Raw genomic sequence first — 18,942 nt, 5'->3', positions numbered from 1 at the left:
TTTTATAACGCAAGTTATAAAAACGATTATTGTTGACGTTTTGTTTGTTCAGTTTTCAAAGAGCAATTTCATGCCGCTCTCTCAAGCGACTTTATCAATTTAACATAACCAAAACTCATTGTCAAATATTTTTTAACTTTTTTATTTTGGTGTTTTTTGTCGAAGTGACGTTTATTAATATAGCAAGTTATCTAAACTTCGTCAACAACTATTTAGAAGTTTTTTATATTTTTTCATCCAGGTACTTATTATCCTTAATGATATAATTCATACACTCTTTTGGAGAAGCAACTCTTTTGAACAATGAAAAAAGGTCTTTATACCTTTCTACCATTGATTTCTTGACAACAATATCAATTCTTTCATCACCTAGATCCAACAATATTTCGTCTAATTCCCGTTTAATCAAATACTCTATTTCCTTCACTTCTCTTTGCGTTAATAGTAGTCCTACCATATGGCTCCTCCTTGATGTACTTGTGTGAAATTTTATTATTCCTATATACAGCCACTGCAATCTAGGAGAGATGATATCCATCATCAACAAATATAATGGCACTTTGTCTCAGTATTATTGCCATCTTATATTTTTTTATGAATAAACTTTTTTTGTTATTTTCATTTCTTTCTCTGCATAGGATGAACCAAGCAGTAAATTGGACGAGGTGAGCTTAGTATGAATAACTTTTATGTACTTAATGGCAAAAGGTTGAAGCAGTTAACATTAATCGTTGTCGTATCTTTCTTTACCGCTTGGTTCTTGTATATGGAAAACATTGTACAAGTCCCTGTCTTTTCATCAAAGGATGGACCTAAAGCAGTTTATAAAGGAGAAAAGGGTATTGCATTGACATTCAACATCGGATGGGGCGATGAAAAAGCTGAGCCGATATTGGATATATTAAAAAAAGAGAAAGTGACCGCTACCTTTTTTCTCGCTGGTTCTTGGGCTGAAAGACATCCTGACCTCATCGCAAGAATCGTTAAGGAAGGCCATGAAATTGGTATCCTCGGCTATGACTATGTTGATTATTCCGATGTAAAAGAAGAAAAGATTAATCAAGATGTTTCAAAAGCAAAAACAGCATTTGAAAAACTGAAAGTGGAGAATATCTCCTTATTCAGAGCACCAACAGGGCATTTTGACCAAAAGGCTTTAACCATCACAAACAGGTACAACTACACACTTGTTCATTGGAGTGTTGATTCTAAAGATTGGACAAATCCAGGAACCGAACAAATTGTTAAAAACGTTGCTCCGGCAAAAAAAGGAGATATTGTATTGCTTCATGCATCAGATTCAGCTAAGCAGACAGCTAACGCACTGCCAGCGATAATCGACAATCTCAAAGACAAAAACTTGAAGTTCGTTTCTGTAACAGAAATGCTTTCAAACGCTGACTCAAGTTCAAAAGAAGTGAATTAATTCCCATAACATAAAGGTCCTTGATGATTTATTTCATTAAGGGCCTTTATCATTATCCCCTATTCCCGGCAAAACATATCCTGCAAACTTGAAATCGAAAGGAATAATAAATAAAAAACAAAGCATCCTAATGAACAGGGATATTTCCTTTTGAAAGGAGCAGCTGCAATGTTCAAAAAATACAGCATCGTCCTGCTTTTATCTCTTTCCATTTTAAGCGGATGTTCAGCCGGCGAGTCTGCGCAACAGATGGACTATGACCAAACCAAAAAAATGGTAGTAGATATACTAAAAACCGATGACGGAAAAAAAGCAATACGTGATGTTATTGGGGATGAAGAAATTAAGGAAAATCTCGTAATGAATGAAGAGGCTGTAACAAAGACCATTGAATCTACTTTAGTTTCTGATAAAGCAGCTAAGTTTTGGACAGAGAAATTTAAAGATCCGGAATTTGCAGAAACAATGGCAAAAAGCCTGAAAACAGAGAATGAGAAATTACTCAAAGACTTGATGAAGGATCCAGATTATCGAAAGATGATGGTCGAACTACTGCAAGACCCGGCAATTGAATCAGACTTGAAAAATGTGTTAAAAAGCACAGAATATCGAGAACATCTAATGCAGGTTATGCAGGAATCAATGGATACACCTGAATTCAAGAAAAAGTTTCAGGAAATGCTCGACAAAGCAGCTAAAGAGGCAGCCTCTAACTTTAATACTAAGTCCTTTAAAATCTAGTCAAAATAAGAAAGCAGGGAATCCCCTGCTTTCTTTTATTAAGGCTTCTTATTTTCCTACCTTTTGAATGACCTTCTCTGCAATCTTTATATAGATATCGCCTATTACATGTTCCTGCCCATAAACAGAAGGGGCAAAATCATTTTTATCCCAATCAGGCTGACCTAACGGAAGCTGTCCCAACATGGAGGTTTGCAAATCCTCTGCCAACTTCTTGCCCCCGCCTTGTCCAAACACATATTCCTTTTCTCCTGTTAATTTACTCTCAAAGTAGGACATATTTTCAATAACACCTAATATCTCATGTTCCGTTTTTATTGCCATTGCTCCCGCTCTAGCTGCTACAAATGCTGCAGTAGGATGTGGAGTTGTTACAATTATTTCTTTGCTAGAAGGTAGCATCGTATGTACATCTAAAGCTATATCACCTGTTCCAGGTGGCAAGTCTAGAATGAGATAATCTAAATCTCCCCACTCCACTTCTTGCAAAAAGCTTGTCAGCATTTTCCCGAGCATAGGACCTCTCCAAATGATTGGGGCATTATCCTCAACAAAGAAACCCATAGAAATGACCTGTACTCCTAAACGCTCTACAGGTATAATTCGATCATTTACCACTTCCGGTCTCTTCGTTATTCCCATCATATCAGGAACACTAAATCCATATATATCTGCATCTAGAAGCCCAACCTTTTTTCCAAGCCTTGCCATAGAAACAGCCAAGTTGACAGAAACAGTTGATTTACCAACCCCTCCCTTTCCGCTGGCCACAGCAATATATGTAGGGGAATTCTTATTTTCCATCTCAGCATGTTCTGCTTGTATCTCTCGGACTAGGGCACTTGAAAGTTCAGTGAATCGCATACCAACAGTCTGCACCCCATTTTGTTTAAGTATGCTGACAACTTCCTGCTGCAATTCCATTTGTGCAGGAGATCCCATTTCCGCAACTGCTAACTTAATGCTGACATGTGACTTTTCTGCATCCCATTTTAAATCCTTTATGGAATTCAATTCTAACAATGTCTTATGTAAAAAAGGATCTGTTATCTGTTCTATCATGCGTTCAATCGCTTCTGCGTTTAAAATGACAATCCCCTCCTCTTTTTAGTAAGTATAACATAGAAAATGATAACCTTTACATATTTCAGATTCTCCCTTTATATTTCCCAGGAATTACGGGACAAAAGAATAAGGAGAATCAGCCTATAGCTATTCCCCTTTAATTGCATCCTCGTTAGAAAAATATCGATTAACACCTTTATAGATGGATGCAGCTATTTTATTTTGGTACTCCTTATCCATTAAGTTCTTTTTCTCTGCAGGATTGGATAGAAAACCAATTTCCACTAAAGCACCTGGCTTTTTGGCATACTTTAAAATATAAACACTGTTTAGTGGCTTTGCTTTTCTTGTTGTGTTTTCCAGGTTATCAATCAGCTCATCTTGAATAAACTTTGCGGCAATCTCATTATCCTCCAGCTGTGGGGAAAAGAAGGTTTGTGCTCCGCTCCATTTAGAGGACGGAATGGCATTCAGATGTATACTTAAAAACAAATCAGCATCTGAGGAATTAATCATATTGAGCCTTTCCTTCAGGTCTGCTACCTTCCGATTGCGATATCCCTTTACATCATCCCCTGCTAAATCCTTATCTTCCTCTCTAGTCATTATAACTAGCGCGCCTTGTTCTTGAAGATAATCGCGGATTTTTAAGGATACATCCAAAGCAACATCTTTCTCTAACACTTCCTCATCACCCGCTCCACCATCTGGGCCACCATGACCAGGATCAATGACAATAATTTTCCCGGTTAAAGGCAAATTCCAAGCGTCCCATGAATCATCATCAGAAAAGTCAAATTGCAAGATGAAAAAAAGAAGGATGAGTCCCACTGCAAATATACTGATTTTAAGTTTTTTATTCACTGTCCTAGTCAATCCCTCCTGCTGCTCGTCCTTATTCTAAATATATGGGACAAGGAGGCAATTTAGAACAAACCAGAAAAAAATCAAGCGGTGTGCGCACCGCCTGATTTTAATGAAGTCTAAGTTTTTTTCTTTTAATTGCTTTATTAAAACCCTCTAACCACCATGCATTTACGAATTGTTCACAAAGATAGTATAGCGATTCATTTTTACTGCTTTCTTCACTTCCCCAGTAGAGGAGAAAATGAAATAATGTATCCTTTAAATGTTTATCTTCTTCTAAGCATCTATTTTTAATAGTGGGGATATCTTCACCCCATGCGCTGAACTTGCTAAAGTTTGCCCCTAACAAAAATGCTTCAATAGCTACATCATAACAAGCCTCTTCCATACCTTCGTTCATAATAACGCTTGATGTCAATTGAGATGAGCCAAAATAACGAGCAACCTTTTCTTTTAAATCCTTTACAGAAAGCTCTTTAAGAACAGATCTTTCATATTTTATTTGTTTTTCTCTTTTTTTTAAATCGAAGTTCATAATAACTGTCACTGATTTCACCTCTTGAAAATAGTTTTTAACTAATCGAGAGGAGCAATTCAAGGATAAGGCTAATTTCCATATCCAAATAATATGGATGTTTCTATATATGGAAAAATGTAAGACGGATAATAAAAATCAAGAGAATAACCCATAATAATATAGAAAAAATGATAAGTATGAGGTGCTTAAATGAATCAGTCATTAGCCTATGTAAGAGAAGTTTTATCTCTGTATACAGACCGTTCAGATACTGGAAAAAGCATTTACAGCAAAATGATGAAGGGTCATTATAAATCAGAAGAAGCATTTGTCCGCGAATTATCCGAAGAAGAAAGTAGCTTCTTAAATCAAGTATTAGAAGAGGAAATACAGCATGCTAAAAACGAGCAAGACTCCAAAAGGGCTCACCACCTAAACGACATATATGAACTGTTGTTTTAAACAAAAAGGTCAGGCTGCGCACTAGATATAAATCTAGATGTGTGCCTGACCTTTCTTATTAGCGTTCTCTGCCATCCTCATCTTCAACATAAGGATCATGCTCATATGCAGGCAAATCTCCGAAGCTCGTCATGATTCCTTCTTCATCTAAGCTCTGCTCATATCTTTTATGCTGCTGATTAGGATATACCGTGATATTTTTTCCCTCTATATCAACACCTACAAAATTTTCATACTCCTCTACGTACCCAACATTTTCATAAGAATCAATGGAGAGATCATTATAATGATCAAATACAGGATGAACAAAGTCAGATGGAGTCTCTGACGTACCGAAGCTCTCAACATCCTGCCAGGAATCCTCCGCATCATATGCAACTGTTTCATCCTGTTCATCCATGTCAAACTTTCCAAATGGAGGCATAAGCACACCTTCCTCTACCGGCCGCTCGTGTGAAACAACTTGGTCCGGGGTATGCTCAATGCAATATCTTGCTGTTGGAAGAGCTTCAAGTCTTTCAAGAGGAATTTCCTTTCCACATTCTTCACATTTTCCATATGTTCCATTTTCAATTGCCTTTAACGCATTTACAACACCAGCATATTCAAATCTATAATGCTCATTTAAGGCAATATCCTTTTCTCTTTCATATAACTCGGTGCCCTCATCTCCTGGGTGATTATCATAACTCGATAATTCCCCAACCGAATCATGTGCATGACTGCGGATTAAACCTAAGTGATCATTTATATCATATCTTTCTTCTATGTCTTGTTTTTCATTTTCTAACAGTGATTGGAATTCATTAAGTTGTTGTTTAGTCAGCATGAGATTTTTCCTTTCATTAAATCTTTTGCCTTATTAGTATGAACGAAAAAAACAAGAACATTGAAGGAAATATGTACTTGTATACACTTCATTGATTGGGGAACGATAGGAAAAGATGTCACTACTGCTTATCAATGCGAATGTCCTTTGTCCGCATCCTATACCAATAATAAAAGCCAGCAGCTGCTTCATACGGAATATCCGATATTTCAGTATGTACAATTGGCTTTGAACGGTTGACAATATCAATTGTCGCTAAACCAAATCGCTTTTGCCAACGGGACTGTCCTACTTCAATCTCGATTACTTTATTTCTTTTTGTGAGAAATAAGGACGTTTGGAAGCTGCCTGTTTTCATCTGGATATATTCATCCTTTACTATATAGCGGCTGTTCACGAAGTCCAGAGTTCGTAATAGATAAACAAACAGCAATACGGCAAACGATGCATACCATAAACCTGGTTTAAAAATACATAGAGCAATTAATGATATAATCCATAAATAGCTCGGTCTTAACAACCTTGCTGCTAGCGCGTTCTTCGGCAGGCTAGTCATTTTTGAATGAATTTTGTACTCAGGCAATAATTCATGAACAATTTCATATGCTTTCTCTATCGGCAAAAACGGATAAAGAGAGTTTGTCTTTAAATCTTCTTCCCCTGTCTCCCCTGCACTGACTAACTTGACCTCTGCAAGTTTCAGGATTCTTTTCAAAGGCGATTGGATCACTTCAATTGCTTGCACCTTCTCTTTTAAGATAGAAAATGCAACCTCATCCACAAGTCCTTTTCTAATATAAATTCTATTGCTGTCAGATAATATTTGGTATTTTCCATATCTCCAGTACGTGGAGATTACACCATAAGCAACTGCAGCTATTGTAAAAAGAAACAGCAGTATAGCGATCATCCACCAGTATCTCATAATGCTGCTAAACCAATCCCCCATTTTATTTGTAACAGGGAAAACATCTTCTACATTGGAATAGATAGAAAAAACAACAGGAATTAGTGCAAAAAAACTAAATGATGTAAAGGATGCCTTTAAGACATCTTTTTTTGACGCTATAAAGTGAATCTGTCTGTCATTTGTTTTCTCCACCGTATATTCTATGTTATCCTCAGCCGCTTCATCAGGTACATCCATATACTCAGTTGAAGCTATAGTCTCCAGCCAATCTGCTTCCTTTCGAGAGACAGCAGGCAGTGCAATCGAACCATTATCCCCTGACTCACCAGTTTCCATAGTAATGGAAGAGATATTAAATAACTTATGGATAACAGTAGTGCGTCTTTGAATATTTTGTATCTTATTTAAGTAAATAACCCGCTCTGATTTTTTTATGACACCCGATATAATATGAATAGCTTCATCTTTCACTGTATAACGGTAGAAGCACCAATCAAAGATTATATAAACAATGGCAATAAGTATAAATACTGCAAATAAATACTGTAAAGCTATCCAAACCTTATTGTCTGTGCCAAAATGGATGACATAAAGAAAGAAAATAAATATTATATTGGTTTTAACCAATGTAATGAGGTCCAGCAGCATTTTTACCGGATGCAGCCTTACTGTTCTCCCTTCCATCATTCCACTTCCTTTATTTTTGCATAATGTGCTATCTGATCCCTTAGTTCTCGTGCTTCTTCTTGCGGTATAGCTGGTATTTTATGACTGCTGCCCATTGTGCCGACAGAGATGGAATACAGCTCGTATTTTCTTAATAATGGCCCTTGAATAAGTTCAACAGATTGTACCTTTGTCATCGGAATGAGTTGATGCTGTTTATTCCAGATACCTGATTTCAATTGAATGAACTCTTCATCCACATCATAACGCCAATATTTTTGCTTTAATGACGGTTCAAGAATAATCCCCCAAATTGCGGATAATACTGTTAGCCCAAGAAGCCCAATTATTATCCAGCCTATCCAGTACTTCCAATCAAAATAAACATCTAAATAATATACTATGCCAAGTACAACTAGAATTCCCCCATTTAGGAGAGCTTCCGATATCCGCCACACTTTCATTGCCTTTTCAGAAATACATCTATTCGGTTCCTCAATTTTTGTATACATTCTTCATTCACCTCCAAGCCTTGTAATTGTTATACGGGTGAAAAGCCAGATTAGTTTCTACTATTTCCAAAAAACGTTATTATTTAAGTATTTTATTCCAAGAAATTAGTAGTTAAAAATAGGCCAATAGGTTCTGTTTTCCTAATTTTGTTAACGTATGATAGATTATGAAAGCGTTTCAAAAAATTAAGAGAAAAGGAGTTGATAAAGCCGATAATCACTTAGTTCACCACAACGGAGCTCCTCCCTCATACATAACATCGCCTCTTAGAATGGAGTTGTCCTTTGGCAAGTAATTTTCCATTTCAAAATGAAGGAGATCTGTCAATGAAAACAAATCATATGCGGGTTTTGCTGTCCGCTATTCTAGCTTTTGTATTGATGATTCCCAGCGCTGCCTTTGCAGAAAAAGATAAACAAAAATCCCCTTCTAGCACAAATCCTAGTTTTCAAAATGTATCTGTTCATGATCCATCTATTATCAAGGATGGTGACACATACTATGTATTTGGTTCTCATATTGAAGCAGCCAAGTCAAACGATTTAATAAATTGGGAGACATTCACAAATGGGTATACAACACCTAATAACAAGCTGTATGGAGATTTATCCAAAAATTTAGCCGGATCATTCAAATGGGCTGGCGAAAATGACTCCGACAGCAAGGGAGGTTTTGCTGTTTGGGCTCCGGATGTTTTCTGGAACGAAAATTATGTTAATAAGGATGGTAGCAAAGGTGCTTACATGATTTACTACAGTGCTTCCTCCACATATATACGCTCAGCGATCGGTTATGCAGTTTCTCAAAATATTGAAGGTCCATTTGAATATGTCGACACCATTGTGTATTCAGGTTTCACAAAACAAAGTGCAAAAGATGCTAACAGCAATGTTGATAAAAAATGGGTAAATACAAATATCAGTAACTTAATAAGCTCTAAAGAATTAACAAATGAAAACGACAGCTGGTTTAATGCTGACGGCTCCTATAACAATAATCTTTATCCTAATGCGATTGATGCTAATGTGTTCACAGCTGCTGACGGCAAGTTGTGGATGACATATGGTTCTTGGTCTGGCGGAATTTATCTGCTGGAAATTGATAAGAAAACTGGAAAACCAATTTATCCTGGCAAAGACGGAAAAACAAAGGACGGCAGAATGATTGACCGCTACTTCGGCACAAAAATCGCCGGAGGCTATTACAAATCTGGAGAAGGTCCGTATGTGGTTTATGATAAAAATACGAAATATTATTATCTGTATGTGACATATGGCTGGTTAGGTGCTGATGGAGGTTATAATATGAGGCTGTTCCGTTCCAAATCACCTGATGGTCCTTATGTAGATGCAAGTGGTCAATCTGCAGTGCTACCTGGGAATGTTGACAATTCTCCATACGGAAATAAGGTAATGGGAAATTTCCTGTTTGAACGAAGAATTGGCGATCCAGGAACTGGTATCGGAGTCGGCTATGTATCTCCTGGGCATAACTCAGCTTTCATCGATTCTAAAACTGGGCAGCATTTCTTAGTATTCCATTCCCGCTTCCCTGAAACAGGTGAAATGCATGAAGTACGTGTCCATCAAATGTTCATGAACAGTGAAGGCTGGCCTGTTGCAGCACCATACCGCTACAGCGGGGAAAAGTTAGAAAAAGTGAATAGACAAAATCTTATAGGCCAATATCAGTTCATTAATCATGGAAAAGCTTATTCAGGCGATATTACAGAATCAGTTTATATTGAACTGAATAAAAACGGTAAAATAACAGGAGATGCGACAGGTACTTGGAAAAAAACAAGTCATAACGAAGCAGAAATAAAAATCGATGGCAGTACCTATAACGGTGTGTTTGTCCGCCAATGGGATGAAACGTCCAAAAGCTATGTGATGGCATTTACAGCAATGTCAAATGAAGGAGTTACAATCTGGGGCAGCAAAATGGAAGATAAGTCAGACAAGGAAATAGTCCAGGATGTAAAAACCGACCTAAACCTTGGTGATACAGCTAACGTAGTTTCAAATATATCCTTGCCGACTGAGGGAACCCGTCATACAACAATTACTTGGAAAACCTCTGATTCAAATGTCATATCAGCAACAGGTGCAGTAACACGTCCAGAGGCTGGTGCTGCCAGTAAAGAAGCAACGCTAACCGCAACTATTACAAAAGGCAAGTCCACGACTACTAAAACCTTCGTCATTACTGTTTTGCCATATAAGGAAAATGGCTTGGCAGCCCAATACTCATTCGAAGGTGATTTAAGTGACAGCAATGCACAATTCGGCAGCGGTACAGTGACAGGAAATAGAATTGATAATAATGGTGGAACAATCTCCTATACAGATGGAGTAAACGGAGGAAAAGCAGCAAAATTTGACGGAGCTTCAGGCATCCGCTTGCCAAACGGATTAATATCTAGTGATAGCTATAGTGTTTCTCTCTGGATTAAACCAGAACAGCTGACGCAATACACTACTACTTTCTTCGGTGCAAGAGACAGTAACAACTGGATAAGTCTGCTTCCATATGGCACAGGAAATGGAAGCACAGAAGTATGGTCAGGCAGCTCTACATGGTATGATGCATCTGTCGGCAGCCAAATAAAAACGGGTGAGTGGACACATCTTGCTTTTACAGTTGATAAGGATGCGATCTCCGTGTACGTAAACGGAAATGAAAAATATAAAGGCACAGGATTCCCAAACATATTCACAACGGCTAGCACAAGCTTTAGTTTAGGCGTGAACTGGTGGGACCCACCATTTGAAGGTAGCATAGATGAATTGAAGATTTATGATGGCTCACTTACAGCTGATGAAATAAGCAACCTTGCTCAAAGGAACGAATAAGTGATGGAAAGGCCCGTAAAAAGAACGGGTCTTTCTTCTCTGTTTATCTTCCCCACCCCCTCTTTTTATACTTCTAGATTCATTCTTTTAGCAATTCACACCATAAATAAAATAAAGTTCCCAAAGGCAAATGTTTGAGAGCAAGAAATCACTTATAAGGACTGAGGTACGTCCCCCACTATAAAAAAGCAAATATCAATTGCACAAGGTATGAAGGTTACGTTTTCCTATATTCATTTCTAATTACACCACTCGTGATGACTTATGGAAGTTATGTGGAAATCATAGTAATATTTACTTAGCCATTATTTTAATCTAAAAGGCCAATGAATAGAAAAGCAAGTATAAAACGAACGGAAGTTTATGAATTCGGAGAGTCCGTGCATTAGCAAAGGTTTTCCATGAATCTTCTGAAACATTAAAATTAGATGAATTGAAATTAATGCAGAGTGTACATGAAAATACAGATCCTTGGACAGGGGAAGCTCGAAGAAAATTTACTTCAATGCTTGATGAGACAGCTACATTATTTCAAAGACTTTCAGACAATTTATTTCAAATCAGTCGAGAATTAGAAAGCTCTGCAAATCATGTTGAAAGAGTTAGAGAAGAGACTGAAAGACAATGACAGTTAGATCGTCTTGCTTGTATTAACGATGAGTAGTAGTAAATTAAATGAATATATAGAGGTGCCATATGAAATCAAAAAATAGAGATCAAAAAAGTTTAGAAAAGGAAGGCTGGATCCTCCCTGATAAAAATAAGAAAAATAAAGATGGTAGTTTGCTCCCCGGTTGTAGTGATATCTTTATTTTGTTCATTCAATTTGGTTTTTTGGCACATCAAACGACCAGTCTTTTTAAGAAGATATTATAAAAAACAACATCATCATTTTCTTTATTTAAGTTAACAGTTTTACAAATTTGACTTAGATTATCAGGTTGTGATTGATCAATATATTTATCCTTATATGACAGATGATGCGAAAACTATGTGGAATCAAAAAGTTAATTTGGACAAACTGTTGAATATAGCCAAATACGTGCGACAAAAACAAAATATTGATTAACGGTCAATAGTTTAATTACAAAGGATAACCCTGAAGATATATCTTCAGGGTTATCCTTTGTTCAAGAAACAGCAGCTATAAAATAAATGCGCTTATTAAGAAATGCTGATTATCTTAATAATTTTTTCCATTCAGCTTATTTTAATCAGTCCTCGATTTAGAATATCCCGCCAAAAGCTTCTATAAACCAATTGAAGAAGTTTAACCTATATTATTATATAACGTTACTAACTTTTAAAGGCCCCCTGCATCATAAATTAAAAGATATTTAAGCTCTAGAATGATTAGATGTGAAGATTTATATTTAGGAGTTAACATAGGCCGCCGTCAGAGATAATTTTCAGACATAAAAAAGACCCTTTCCACAAAAGTGGAAAGGGTCTTTGAAACGCAAAATTAACGTTTTGAGAACTGAGGTGCACGACGAGCGCCTTTAAGACCGTATTTTTTACGTTCTTTCATACGAGCGTCACGAGTTAGCAATCCAGCACGTTTAAGTGTTGGACGGTATTCAGGATCTGCTTGTAGTAAAGCACGAGCGATACCATGACGGATAGCTCCAGCTTGACCAGTGTAACCTCCACCGCTAACGTTTACTAGGATATTGTAGCTTCCAGTAGTTTCAGTAGCTACTAATGGTTGTTTTACAACTTCACGCAAAGCTGCAAATGGAATATAGTTTTCAATTTCACGACCATTGATGATGATTTGACCGTCGCCTGGTACTAAACGTACACGTGCAACGGAACTTTTACGACGACCAGTACCGATATATTGAACCTGTGCCATTTTTTTTACCTCCCTTATTAATTATCCGCGAAGTTCGTAAACTTCTGGTTGTTGTGCTTGGTGCGGATGCTCGCTACCAGCGTATACATGTAATTTTTTAAACATTTGACGACCAAGAGAATTCTTTGGAAGCATGCCTTTGATAGCAAGCTCAAGCATTTTCTCAGCGTAGTTTGTACGCATTTCTAAAGCTGTTCTTTGCTTTAGTCCACCTGGATGCATTGTGTGACGGTAGTAAATTTTATCAGTCAATTTTTTACCAGTCAATTCGATTTTTGAAGCATTTAAAAGAATAACATGATCACCAGTGTCCACATGTGGTGTGAAAGTTGGTTTGTGTTTACCACGTAGAATTGATGCTACTTCACTAGCAAGACGACCTAAAGTTTTGCCTTCAGCATCAATCACGTACCATTTACGGTCAACAGTATTTGAATTAGCCATGAACGTTGTACGCATGAGTTTCCCTCCTGAATGTAAGTTTTTAATTTTTTGTTTGTTTTAATGATTTACGTCTATATGTTCACACAATAAGTTTCCGGGGCTTAATGTGGGTTTATAATACATACCATATTATGATATATGCTAGAGTGGCATATGTCAAGAAAATGTTACACCAGGTTTAGTTGTTATGAATATTTCTTGAAAACCTCGCTCTTTCGGCCCTAATAAAAGACCTTCCAAAGATAAAGTCCGTTTGCAGAAGCTGTCTTTCCTGCGGCTTTGCGGTCTTTCTTCTCTATTATCTCTTTAATGGATTCCGGCTTTCGTTTGCCTCTGCCCACATCTAACAGCGTCCCAATAATAATCCGGACCATATTGTACAGGAAACCATTCCCTTCGAAGCAAAAAACAAGCATGTCCCCTTCTTCCACCAATCTCATGGAATGAATGGTCCTAACCTTATCTTCTTTGTCTGTCTTCATGGAACAAAAACTCGTAAAATCATGTTCTCCGATGAAATACTCCAGTGCTTCCCTAATGGCACCTATATCCAGCTGATATGGGTAATAATAGGCAAAATTACGCTTAAACGGGTCTCTCCTTTCAGAGAGATGAATAAAATAACGGTATTCCTTGCCCTGCACATTGTATCTCGCATGAAAGCTCCTATCAACCGCCTCTATTGTGGAAAAAACAATATCATGCGGCAGCAGTGCATTTAAAGCAAGCTCCCACTTACCTGCAGGAATATCAAGATCTGAATCGAAATGAATAACTTGACCCTTTGCATGAACACCTGCATCTGTACGGCCCGATGCTTGTATCTTAATTTCACTGCCTTTATGAAGCTTTTTAAGAGCTTTTTCAATTTCTCCTTGAACAGTTCGGTCTTTTGGCTGCAACTGAAAACCGCAGTATTCGGTGCCGTCATAGCTGACTATCCCTTTATATCTTTGCATTATTTATCTCCATTATGATTTAAATACAAACAGCAATCCTGCCACTAGCACTAATAATAAAATCATGATACTATCTGTTTGCTTCCATACTAACTGACGGTACTTGGTCCTGCCCTCTCCGCCTTGATAGCCTCTTGCCTCCATTGCAGTTGCTAGCTCTTCCGCACGCTTAAAAGCATTGACAAACAACGGAATTAACAATGGAACAATAGCTTTAATTCTGTTCTTGATTGGGCCGCTAGAAAATTCGACCCCTCTTGCCATCTGTGCCTTCATTATCTTCTCCGTCTCATCCATAAGTGTCGGGATAAAGCGCAGGGAAATAGACATCATTAAAGCAAGCTCATGAACTGGAAAACGGATTTTTTTCAACGGCCCTAGAAGCGTTTCTAAGGCATCTGTCAGCTCGATTGGAGTCGTTGTCAAGGTAAGCAAGGATGTCATAATGATAAGCAGAAAGAATCTTAATGAAATAAGAATCCCCATCCTTAAACCTTCTTCATAAATCTTTATCCATCCGTATTCAAATAAAAGGTTGCCACCTTTAGTAAAGAATAAATGAAGACAGAAAGTAAATAATATAAGCCATAAAATCGGCCTTAACCCGAGATAAATATATCGGAAGGGCACCTTGGATAACAGAATCATCATACCAACATAAACAGCAAGTATAAAGTAGGTAACCGCATTGTTAGCAAGGAAAACGATACATATAAATAAAAATACGATTATCAGTTTAGAGCGAGGGTCCATCCTGTGAAGAAGAGAGTCAATGGGAACAAAACGGCCGATTATCATCTTCCCCATCATTGATTAGCCTCTTTTTTCTTTAAATGATCTGAAACTTCCATAATAAATGTCTCCATGTTTAAATGCACTCTGTCTAACTTGTATCCTAGCAGTGATTCTAATTTCTGTTGAAATCTAACTATATCCGGAACATTAAGACCAATTTCTATTAAACCTTCACTATTTGAGAATATATTCTCTGGTGTTCCTTCTTTATAAACATTTCCTTTGTTCATAATAACTATTTTATCAGCATAGATTGCGGCATCTTCCATGCTGTGAGTAACAAGAATGGTCGTTAAATTCCGCTCTTTATGAAGTCTGTAGAACATATCCATAATTTCTTTGCGCCCTCTTGGATCAAGTCCAGCGGTTGGTTCATCAAGCACAAGCACCTCTGGTTCCATTGCCAGAACTCCTGCAATTGCAACCCTTCTCATCTGTCCTCCAGATAAATCAAATGGAGATTTAGTCAAATACTCTTCAGACAGACCAACTTCTTTAAGCGCCTTTTTTGCTCTTACTTTAGCTTCTTCCTCGCTTACACCAAAGTTCATCGGTCCAAAGCAAATATCCTTTTCCACTGTCTCCTCGAAAAGCTGGCTTTCGGGAAACTGGAAGACGATTCCTACCTTTTGACGAATAGGGGCAAGGTTTTTATTTTTACGTCCAGATTCGATTAGTCTGTCGCCAATTACAACACTACCATTTGAAGGTGTTAACAGAGCATTCAAATGTTGAAGGACGGTAGATTTCCCAGAGCCTGTATGTCCAATAATAGCTGTATATGATCCAGAGGTAATGTTTATGTCTACATCCTTAATAGCCAGAGTTTCAAATGGTGTATTCTCTTGATACTTATAAGCTACTCTTTGAAGTGAGATGTCCATAAATCTGTCACCAACTCTTCTTCTGTCAATGTAATTTTGTCCAGTTGAACTCCCTGCTTACGAAGACCGCTTCTCAGCTTTATCGCAAATGGGATATCCAACCCAATATCAATTAATTCCTTTTCTAACTGAAAGATTTCAGAAGGATTCCCCTCTTTATATATCTTCCCTTCATTCATAATTATGATCCGGTCTGCTCTTGCAGCTTCGTCTAAATCATGAGTGATGGAGATAACGGTCATGTTCTCCTCCTTCAGCTCTTTCATTAATTCCAGCACTTCTTGCCTGCCTTGCGGGTCAAGCATGGAAGTAGCTTCATCCAGCACGATGATGCTAGGTTTCAAAGCAATTACCCCAGCAATAGCTACTCTCTGTTTTTGACCGCCTGAAAGATGGTGCGGCTCTTGATCAAGAAAAGGCAACATATTAACTTTTGATAAAGCTGCTTCTACCCTTTTATGCATTTCTTCTCTGGGGACGGCAATATTTTCTAACCCAAAAGCCACATCATCTTTTACTGTAGTACCTACAAACTGGTTATCAGGGTTTTGAAATACCATGCCTATCTTTCTTCTTGCTTCCCATACTGTTTCTTCAGAAATAGTTACATCACCTATTTGAATTGAACCTTCCGACGAAAAATATAAGCCGTTTAACAGCTTTGCAAGTGTAGATTTGCCAGAGCCATTATGTCCTACTATCGCCACCCATTCCCCTTGCTTTACTTGAAAGGAAACGTTATCGAGAGCTTTTCTTTGTTGATCTTCGTACATAAAAGATAAGGAATCAACTGTTACCAATACTTTATGGTCCATATAATACCCCACTCATTTTTCTTTTGCCAAAAAGAAAACTCGCCTTACGGGCGAGCTTTGAATTGGTTTAACATAAGATTGATATTTTTTATAAAATCCTATGTCCCTGTTACCCAGGTAATTCATATGTTGTAAAGAATCTTATGATATTCCTATTCTTCGCACCCTGAATGCTTCTTTAAAAACGAAAAAAGCCCGCACCCCAAATTCACATTGAATTTATTGAGGTGCTAGAGCTAGACGAGACATTTCTATCTTTTTTTCCTTAATGCTCATCGTAACACTCTGTTTTGGCTTGATAGCATATAGAATGAGACTGCTAAAGAAAAAGGGTACTTGAACAAGTTTGATAGCAATATAAACTGTCCCGCACCCTAAGTTCTTTTAAAATCTCTTTATTATACTAACTCGATAATTACCATTGGTGCACCGTCTCCGCGACGAGGTCCCATTTTCATGATACGTGTGTATCCACCTTGACGTTCAGTGTAACGAGCAGCGATGTCGCTGAACAATTTTTGAACAGCATCTTGGTTTTCTTCAACGTTAGCAACTTCATTACGTACGTAAGCAGCAGCTTGACGACGTGCATGAAGATCTCCACGTTTACCAAGTGTAATCATTTTTTCTACAACAGAACGAAGTTCTTTTGCACGAGCTTCAGTTGTTTCAATGCGCTCGTTGATGATTAAGTCTGTTGTTAAGTCACGTAACATAGCTTTACGCTGTGCGCTAGTGCGTCCTAACTTTCTGTAACCCATGTGTGATTCCCTCCTTTTGTTGTTATTCAAGCAGCTGGGCAATCAAAAACGGCTGTTTATCAGTCGTCTTTTCTCAGGCCTAAACCTAGCTCTTCCAGTTTATGCTTAACTTCTTCCAGAGATTTTCTACCTAGATTTCGAACCTTCATCATATCTTCTTCAGTTTTATTTGCCAATTCTTGTACTGTATTAATGCCAGCACGTTTTAGGCAGTTATAAGAACGAACAGATAGATCAAGCTCTTCAATCGTCATCTCAAGAACTTTTTCTTTTTGATCTTCTTCTTTTTCTACCATTATCTCAGCATTTTGTGCTTCATCAGTTAAACCAACGAAGATGTTTAAATGCTCTGTCAAAATCTTTGCACCAAGTGCAATAGCATCTTGAGGACCTGTACTACCGTCAGTCCAAACGTCAAATGTTAGTTTATCATAATTAGTCAATTGACCAACACGAGTGTTTTCAACTTGATAATTCACTCTAGATACAGGCGTATAGATAGAGTCAATTGGAATAACACCAATCGGCTGATCTTCACGCTTGTTCTGCTCAGCAGGTGCGTATCCACGACCACGCTTAGCAGTTAAACGCATGCGAAGATTTCCGTTGCTGCCCAATGTAGCGATATGAAGATCTGGATTCAAGATCTCTACATCACTGTCATGAGTGATGTCCGCTGCAGTGACAACTCCTTCACCTTGCATATCAATCTCTAAAGTTTTTTCATCATCAGAGTAGATTTTAAGTGCTAGTTTTTTGATGTTCAATATGATAGATGTTACATCTTCCACGACGCCTTCAATTGTTGAGAACTCATGAAGTACCCCATCAATTTGAATGGATGTGATAGCGGCACCAGGGAGTGAGGATAATAGAATACGACGTAAGGAGTTACCCAAAGTAGTACCATATCCACGCTCAAGTGGCTCTACGACGAATTTGCCGTATTTGGCATCATCGTTGATCTCAACCGTTTCGATTTTTGGTTTTTCTATTTCGATCATCAAAATATACCCTCCTTCAAAACGTCGAAACCCCGGCTAACTGAGTAACCGAAATTCCCCATGTTTACGTTCCCGCTTTGTGCACAACAACTGGGTTAATAATTCTGTACGGGCTTTTTTAAAAAGTTTTAATCAAATCCCAGTATAGACAAGGATAAATGATTTTATACAGAAAAATTAAACGCGGCGACGTTTAGGTGGTCGGCAGCCATTATGAGGAACTGGAGTTACATCTCTGATAGCAGTAACTTCAAGACCTGCAGCTTGAAGAGCACGGATAGCAGCTTCACGACCAGCACCTGGTCCTTTTACAGTTACTTCAAGAGTTTTCATACCATGTTCCATTGATGATTTAGCAGCAGTTTCAGCAGCCATTTGAGCAGCGAAAGGAGTAGATTTACGAGAACCTCTAAATCCTAGAGCTCCTGCACTTGACCAAGAAAGAGCATTACCATGAACATCAGTGATAGTTACGATTGTGTTGTTGAATGTTGAACGAATGTGTGCAATACCAGATTCGATATTCTTTTTCACACGACGTTTACGAGTATTCGTTTTACGTGCCATTACT

Annotated in this window: 22 protein-coding genes; 6 read left to right on the top strand and 16 right to left on the bottom strand. The window is 37.8% G+C overall.

What is annotated here, in order from left to right; translation table 11 throughout:
- Positions 1 to 223 precede the first annotated feature (223 nt).
- Positions 224 to 457 carry a hypothetical protein gene (locus tag LXM54_RS25325; RefSeq protein ID WP_233318738.1) on the bottom strand — a complete coding sequence of 78 codons (234 nt, stop codon included), beginning with the start codon at positions 455 to 457 and terminating at the stop codon, positions 224 to 226.
- Between the two features lie 219 nt (positions 458 to 676).
- Between LXM54_RS25325 and pdaB the strand changes: the two genes are divergently transcribed.
- Positions 677 to 1,426, top strand: coding sequence for a polysaccharide deacetylase family sporulation protein PdaB (pdaB, locus tag LXM54_RS25320; protein ID WP_233318736.1), 750 nt, complete (start codon positions 677 to 679; stop codon positions 1,424 to 1,426).
- A 168-nt stretch (positions 1,427 to 1,594) separates the two neighbouring features.
- Positions 1,595 to 2,167 carry a spore germination lipoprotein GerD gene (gerD, locus tag LXM54_RS25315; protein ID WP_233318734.1) on the top strand — a complete coding sequence of 191 codons (573 nt, stop codon included), beginning with the start codon at positions 1,595 to 1,597 and terminating at the stop codon, positions 2,165 to 2,167.
- A gap of 48 nt (positions 2,168 to 2,215) precedes the next feature.
- Here gerD and LXM54_RS25310 read toward each other — a convergent pair whose 3' ends face one another.
- From LXM54_RS25310 to LXM54_RS25300, 3 genes are all read right to left on the bottom strand, one after another.
- A complete protein-coding gene (locus tag LXM54_RS25310; protein ID WP_233318745.1) occupies positions 2,216 to 3,256 on the bottom strand; it encodes an Mrp/NBP35 family ATP-binding protein in 1,041 nt (346 codons plus the stop codon).
- 123 nt (positions 3,257 to 3,379) lie between these two features.
- Positions 3,380 to 4,096, bottom strand: coding sequence for an N-acetylmuramoyl-L-alanine amidase CwlD (gene cwlD / locus LXM54_RS25305; protein ID WP_233318732.1), 717 nt, complete (start codon positions 4,094 to 4,096; stop codon positions 3,380 to 3,382).
- A gap of 109 nt (positions 4,097 to 4,205) precedes the next feature.
- Complete coding sequence (locus tag LXM54_RS25300; protein ID WP_233318730.1) at positions 4,206 to 4,646, bottom strand: DUF2521 family protein; 441 nt, start codon at positions 4,644 to 4,646, stop codon at positions 4,206 to 4,208.
- Between the two features lie 180 nt (positions 4,647 to 4,826).
- On the opposite strand from LXM54_RS25300, the gene LXM54_RS25295 reads away from it, so the two are divergent.
- Positions 4,827 to 5,078, top strand: a complete 252-nt coding sequence (locus LXM54_RS25295; RefSeq protein WP_233318728.1) for a sigma-G-dependent sporulation-specific acid-soluble spore protein CsgA — start codon at positions 4,827 to 4,829, stop codon at positions 5,076 to 5,078.
- A gap of 58 nt (positions 5,079 to 5,136) precedes the next feature.
- Here the strand turns inward: LXM54_RS25295 and LXM54_RS25290 are convergent, their stop codons facing one another.
- From LXM54_RS25290 to LXM54_RS25280, 3 genes are all read right to left on the bottom strand, one after another.
- The gene (locus LXM54_RS25290) at positions 5,137 to 5,907 is read right to left on the bottom strand and encodes a TraR/DksA C4-type zinc finger protein (RefSeq protein WP_233318726.1); all 771 of its coding nucleotides are present in this window, start codon (positions 5,905 to 5,907) and stop codon (positions 5,137 to 5,139) included.
- Between the two features lie 121 nt (positions 5,908 to 6,028).
- Positions 6,029 to 7,504 (bottom strand): PH domain-containing protein, encoded by a 1,476-nt coding sequence (locus tag LXM54_RS25285; protein ID WP_233318725.1) that lies wholly within the window; start codon positions 7,502 to 7,504, stop codon positions 6,029 to 6,031.
- A complete protein-coding gene (locus LXM54_RS25280; protein ID WP_233318723.1) occupies positions 7,501 to 7,995 on the bottom strand; it encodes a PH domain-containing protein in 495 nt (164 codons plus the stop codon). Before LXM54_RS25280 ends, LXM54_RS25285 begins: the two co-directional genes overlap by 4 nt.
- 327 nt (positions 7,996 to 8,322) lie before the next feature.
- Between LXM54_RS25280 and LXM54_RS25275 the strand changes: the two genes are divergently transcribed.
- From LXM54_RS25275 to LXM54_RS25265, 3 genes are all read left to right on the top strand, one after another.
- Positions 8,323 to 10,851: a LamG-like jellyroll fold domain-containing protein gene (locus LXM54_RS25275; RefSeq protein WP_442780544.1), complete on the top strand. Its 2,529-nt coding sequence runs from the start codon at positions 8,323 to 8,325 to the stop codon at positions 10,849 to 10,851.
- Between the two features lie 367 nt (positions 10,852 to 11,218).
- A complete protein-coding gene (locus LXM54_RS25270; protein ID WP_325169597.1) occupies positions 11,219 to 11,479 on the top strand; it encodes a WXG100 family type VII secretion target in 261 nt (86 codons plus the stop codon).
- A 68-nt stretch (positions 11,480 to 11,547) separates the two neighbouring features.
- Positions 11,548 to 11,727 carry a hypothetical protein gene (locus tag LXM54_RS25265; RefSeq protein WP_233318719.1) on the top strand — a complete coding sequence of 60 codons (180 nt, stop codon included), beginning with the start codon at positions 11,548 to 11,550 and terminating at the stop codon, positions 11,725 to 11,727.
- A 589-nt stretch (positions 11,728 to 12,316) separates the two neighbouring features.
- On the opposite strand, the gene rpsI is transcribed toward LXM54_RS25265, so the two are convergent.
- The 9 genes from rpsI to rpsK form a co-directional block, all read right to left on the bottom strand.
- Positions 12,317 to 12,709: a 30S ribosomal protein S9 gene (rpsI, locus tag LXM54_RS25260; RefSeq protein ID WP_150911003.1), complete on the bottom strand. Its 393-nt coding sequence runs from the start codon at positions 12,707 to 12,709 to the stop codon at positions 12,317 to 12,319.
- A gap of 21 nt (positions 12,710 to 12,730) precedes the next feature.
- On the bottom strand, positions 12,731 to 13,168 hold the full coding sequence (gene rplM / locus LXM54_RS25255; protein WP_127742459.1) for a 50S ribosomal protein L13: 438 nt from the start codon (positions 13,166 to 13,168) through the stop codon (positions 12,731 to 12,733).
- A gap of 206 nt (positions 13,169 to 13,374) precedes the next feature.
- Entirely contained in the window at positions 13,375 to 14,112 is a 738-nt protein-coding gene (gene truA, locus LXM54_RS25250; protein ID WP_233318717.1) for a tRNA pseudouridine(38-40) synthase TruA, read from the bottom strand.
- 12 nt (positions 14,113 to 14,124) lie between these two features.
- The gene (locus LXM54_RS25245) at positions 14,125 to 14,922 is read right to left on the bottom strand and encodes an energy-coupling factor transporter transmembrane component T family protein (protein ID WP_233318715.1); all 798 of its coding nucleotides are present in this window, start codon (positions 14,920 to 14,922) and stop codon (positions 14,125 to 14,127) included.
- On the bottom strand, positions 14,919 to 15,791 hold the full coding sequence (locus tag LXM54_RS25240; RefSeq protein WP_233318713.1) for an energy-coupling factor ABC transporter ATP-binding protein: 873 nt from the start codon (positions 15,789 to 15,791) through the stop codon (positions 14,919 to 14,921). The genes LXM54_RS25245 and LXM54_RS25240 overlap by 4 nt, the downstream gene beginning before the upstream one ends.
- Positions 15,767 to 16,606, bottom strand: coding sequence for an energy-coupling factor ABC transporter ATP-binding protein (locus tag LXM54_RS25235; protein ID WP_233318711.1), 840 nt, complete (start codon positions 16,604 to 16,606; stop codon positions 15,767 to 15,769). Before LXM54_RS25235 ends, LXM54_RS25240 begins: the two co-directional genes overlap by 25 nt.
- A gap of 398 nt (positions 16,607 to 17,004) precedes the next feature.
- Positions 17,005 to 17,367: a 50S ribosomal protein L17 gene (rplQ, locus tag LXM54_RS25230; RefSeq protein WP_127742449.1), complete on the bottom strand. Its 363-nt coding sequence runs from the start codon at positions 17,365 to 17,367 to the stop codon at positions 17,005 to 17,007.
- 59 nt (positions 17,368 to 17,426) lie between these two features.
- Positions 17,427 to 18,371: a DNA-directed RNA polymerase subunit alpha gene (locus LXM54_RS25225; protein ID WP_233318741.1), complete on the bottom strand. Its 945-nt coding sequence runs from the start codon at positions 18,369 to 18,371 to the stop codon at positions 17,427 to 17,429.
- A gap of 177 nt (positions 18,372 to 18,548) precedes the next feature.
- Positions 18,549 to 18,938: a 30S ribosomal protein S11 gene (rpsK, locus tag LXM54_RS25220; RefSeq protein ID WP_233318710.1), complete on the bottom strand. Its 390-nt coding sequence runs from the start codon at positions 18,936 to 18,938 to the stop codon at positions 18,549 to 18,551.
- Positions 18,939 to 18,942: the final 4 nt, after the last annotated feature.

This window comes from Bacillus sp. Au-Bac7 (assembly GCF_021341655.1).
Taxonomy (GTDB): Bacteria; Bacillota; Bacilli; order Bacillales; family Cytobacillaceae; genus Niallia.
This window is presented reverse-complemented; position numbering and strand designations above follow the sequence as displayed.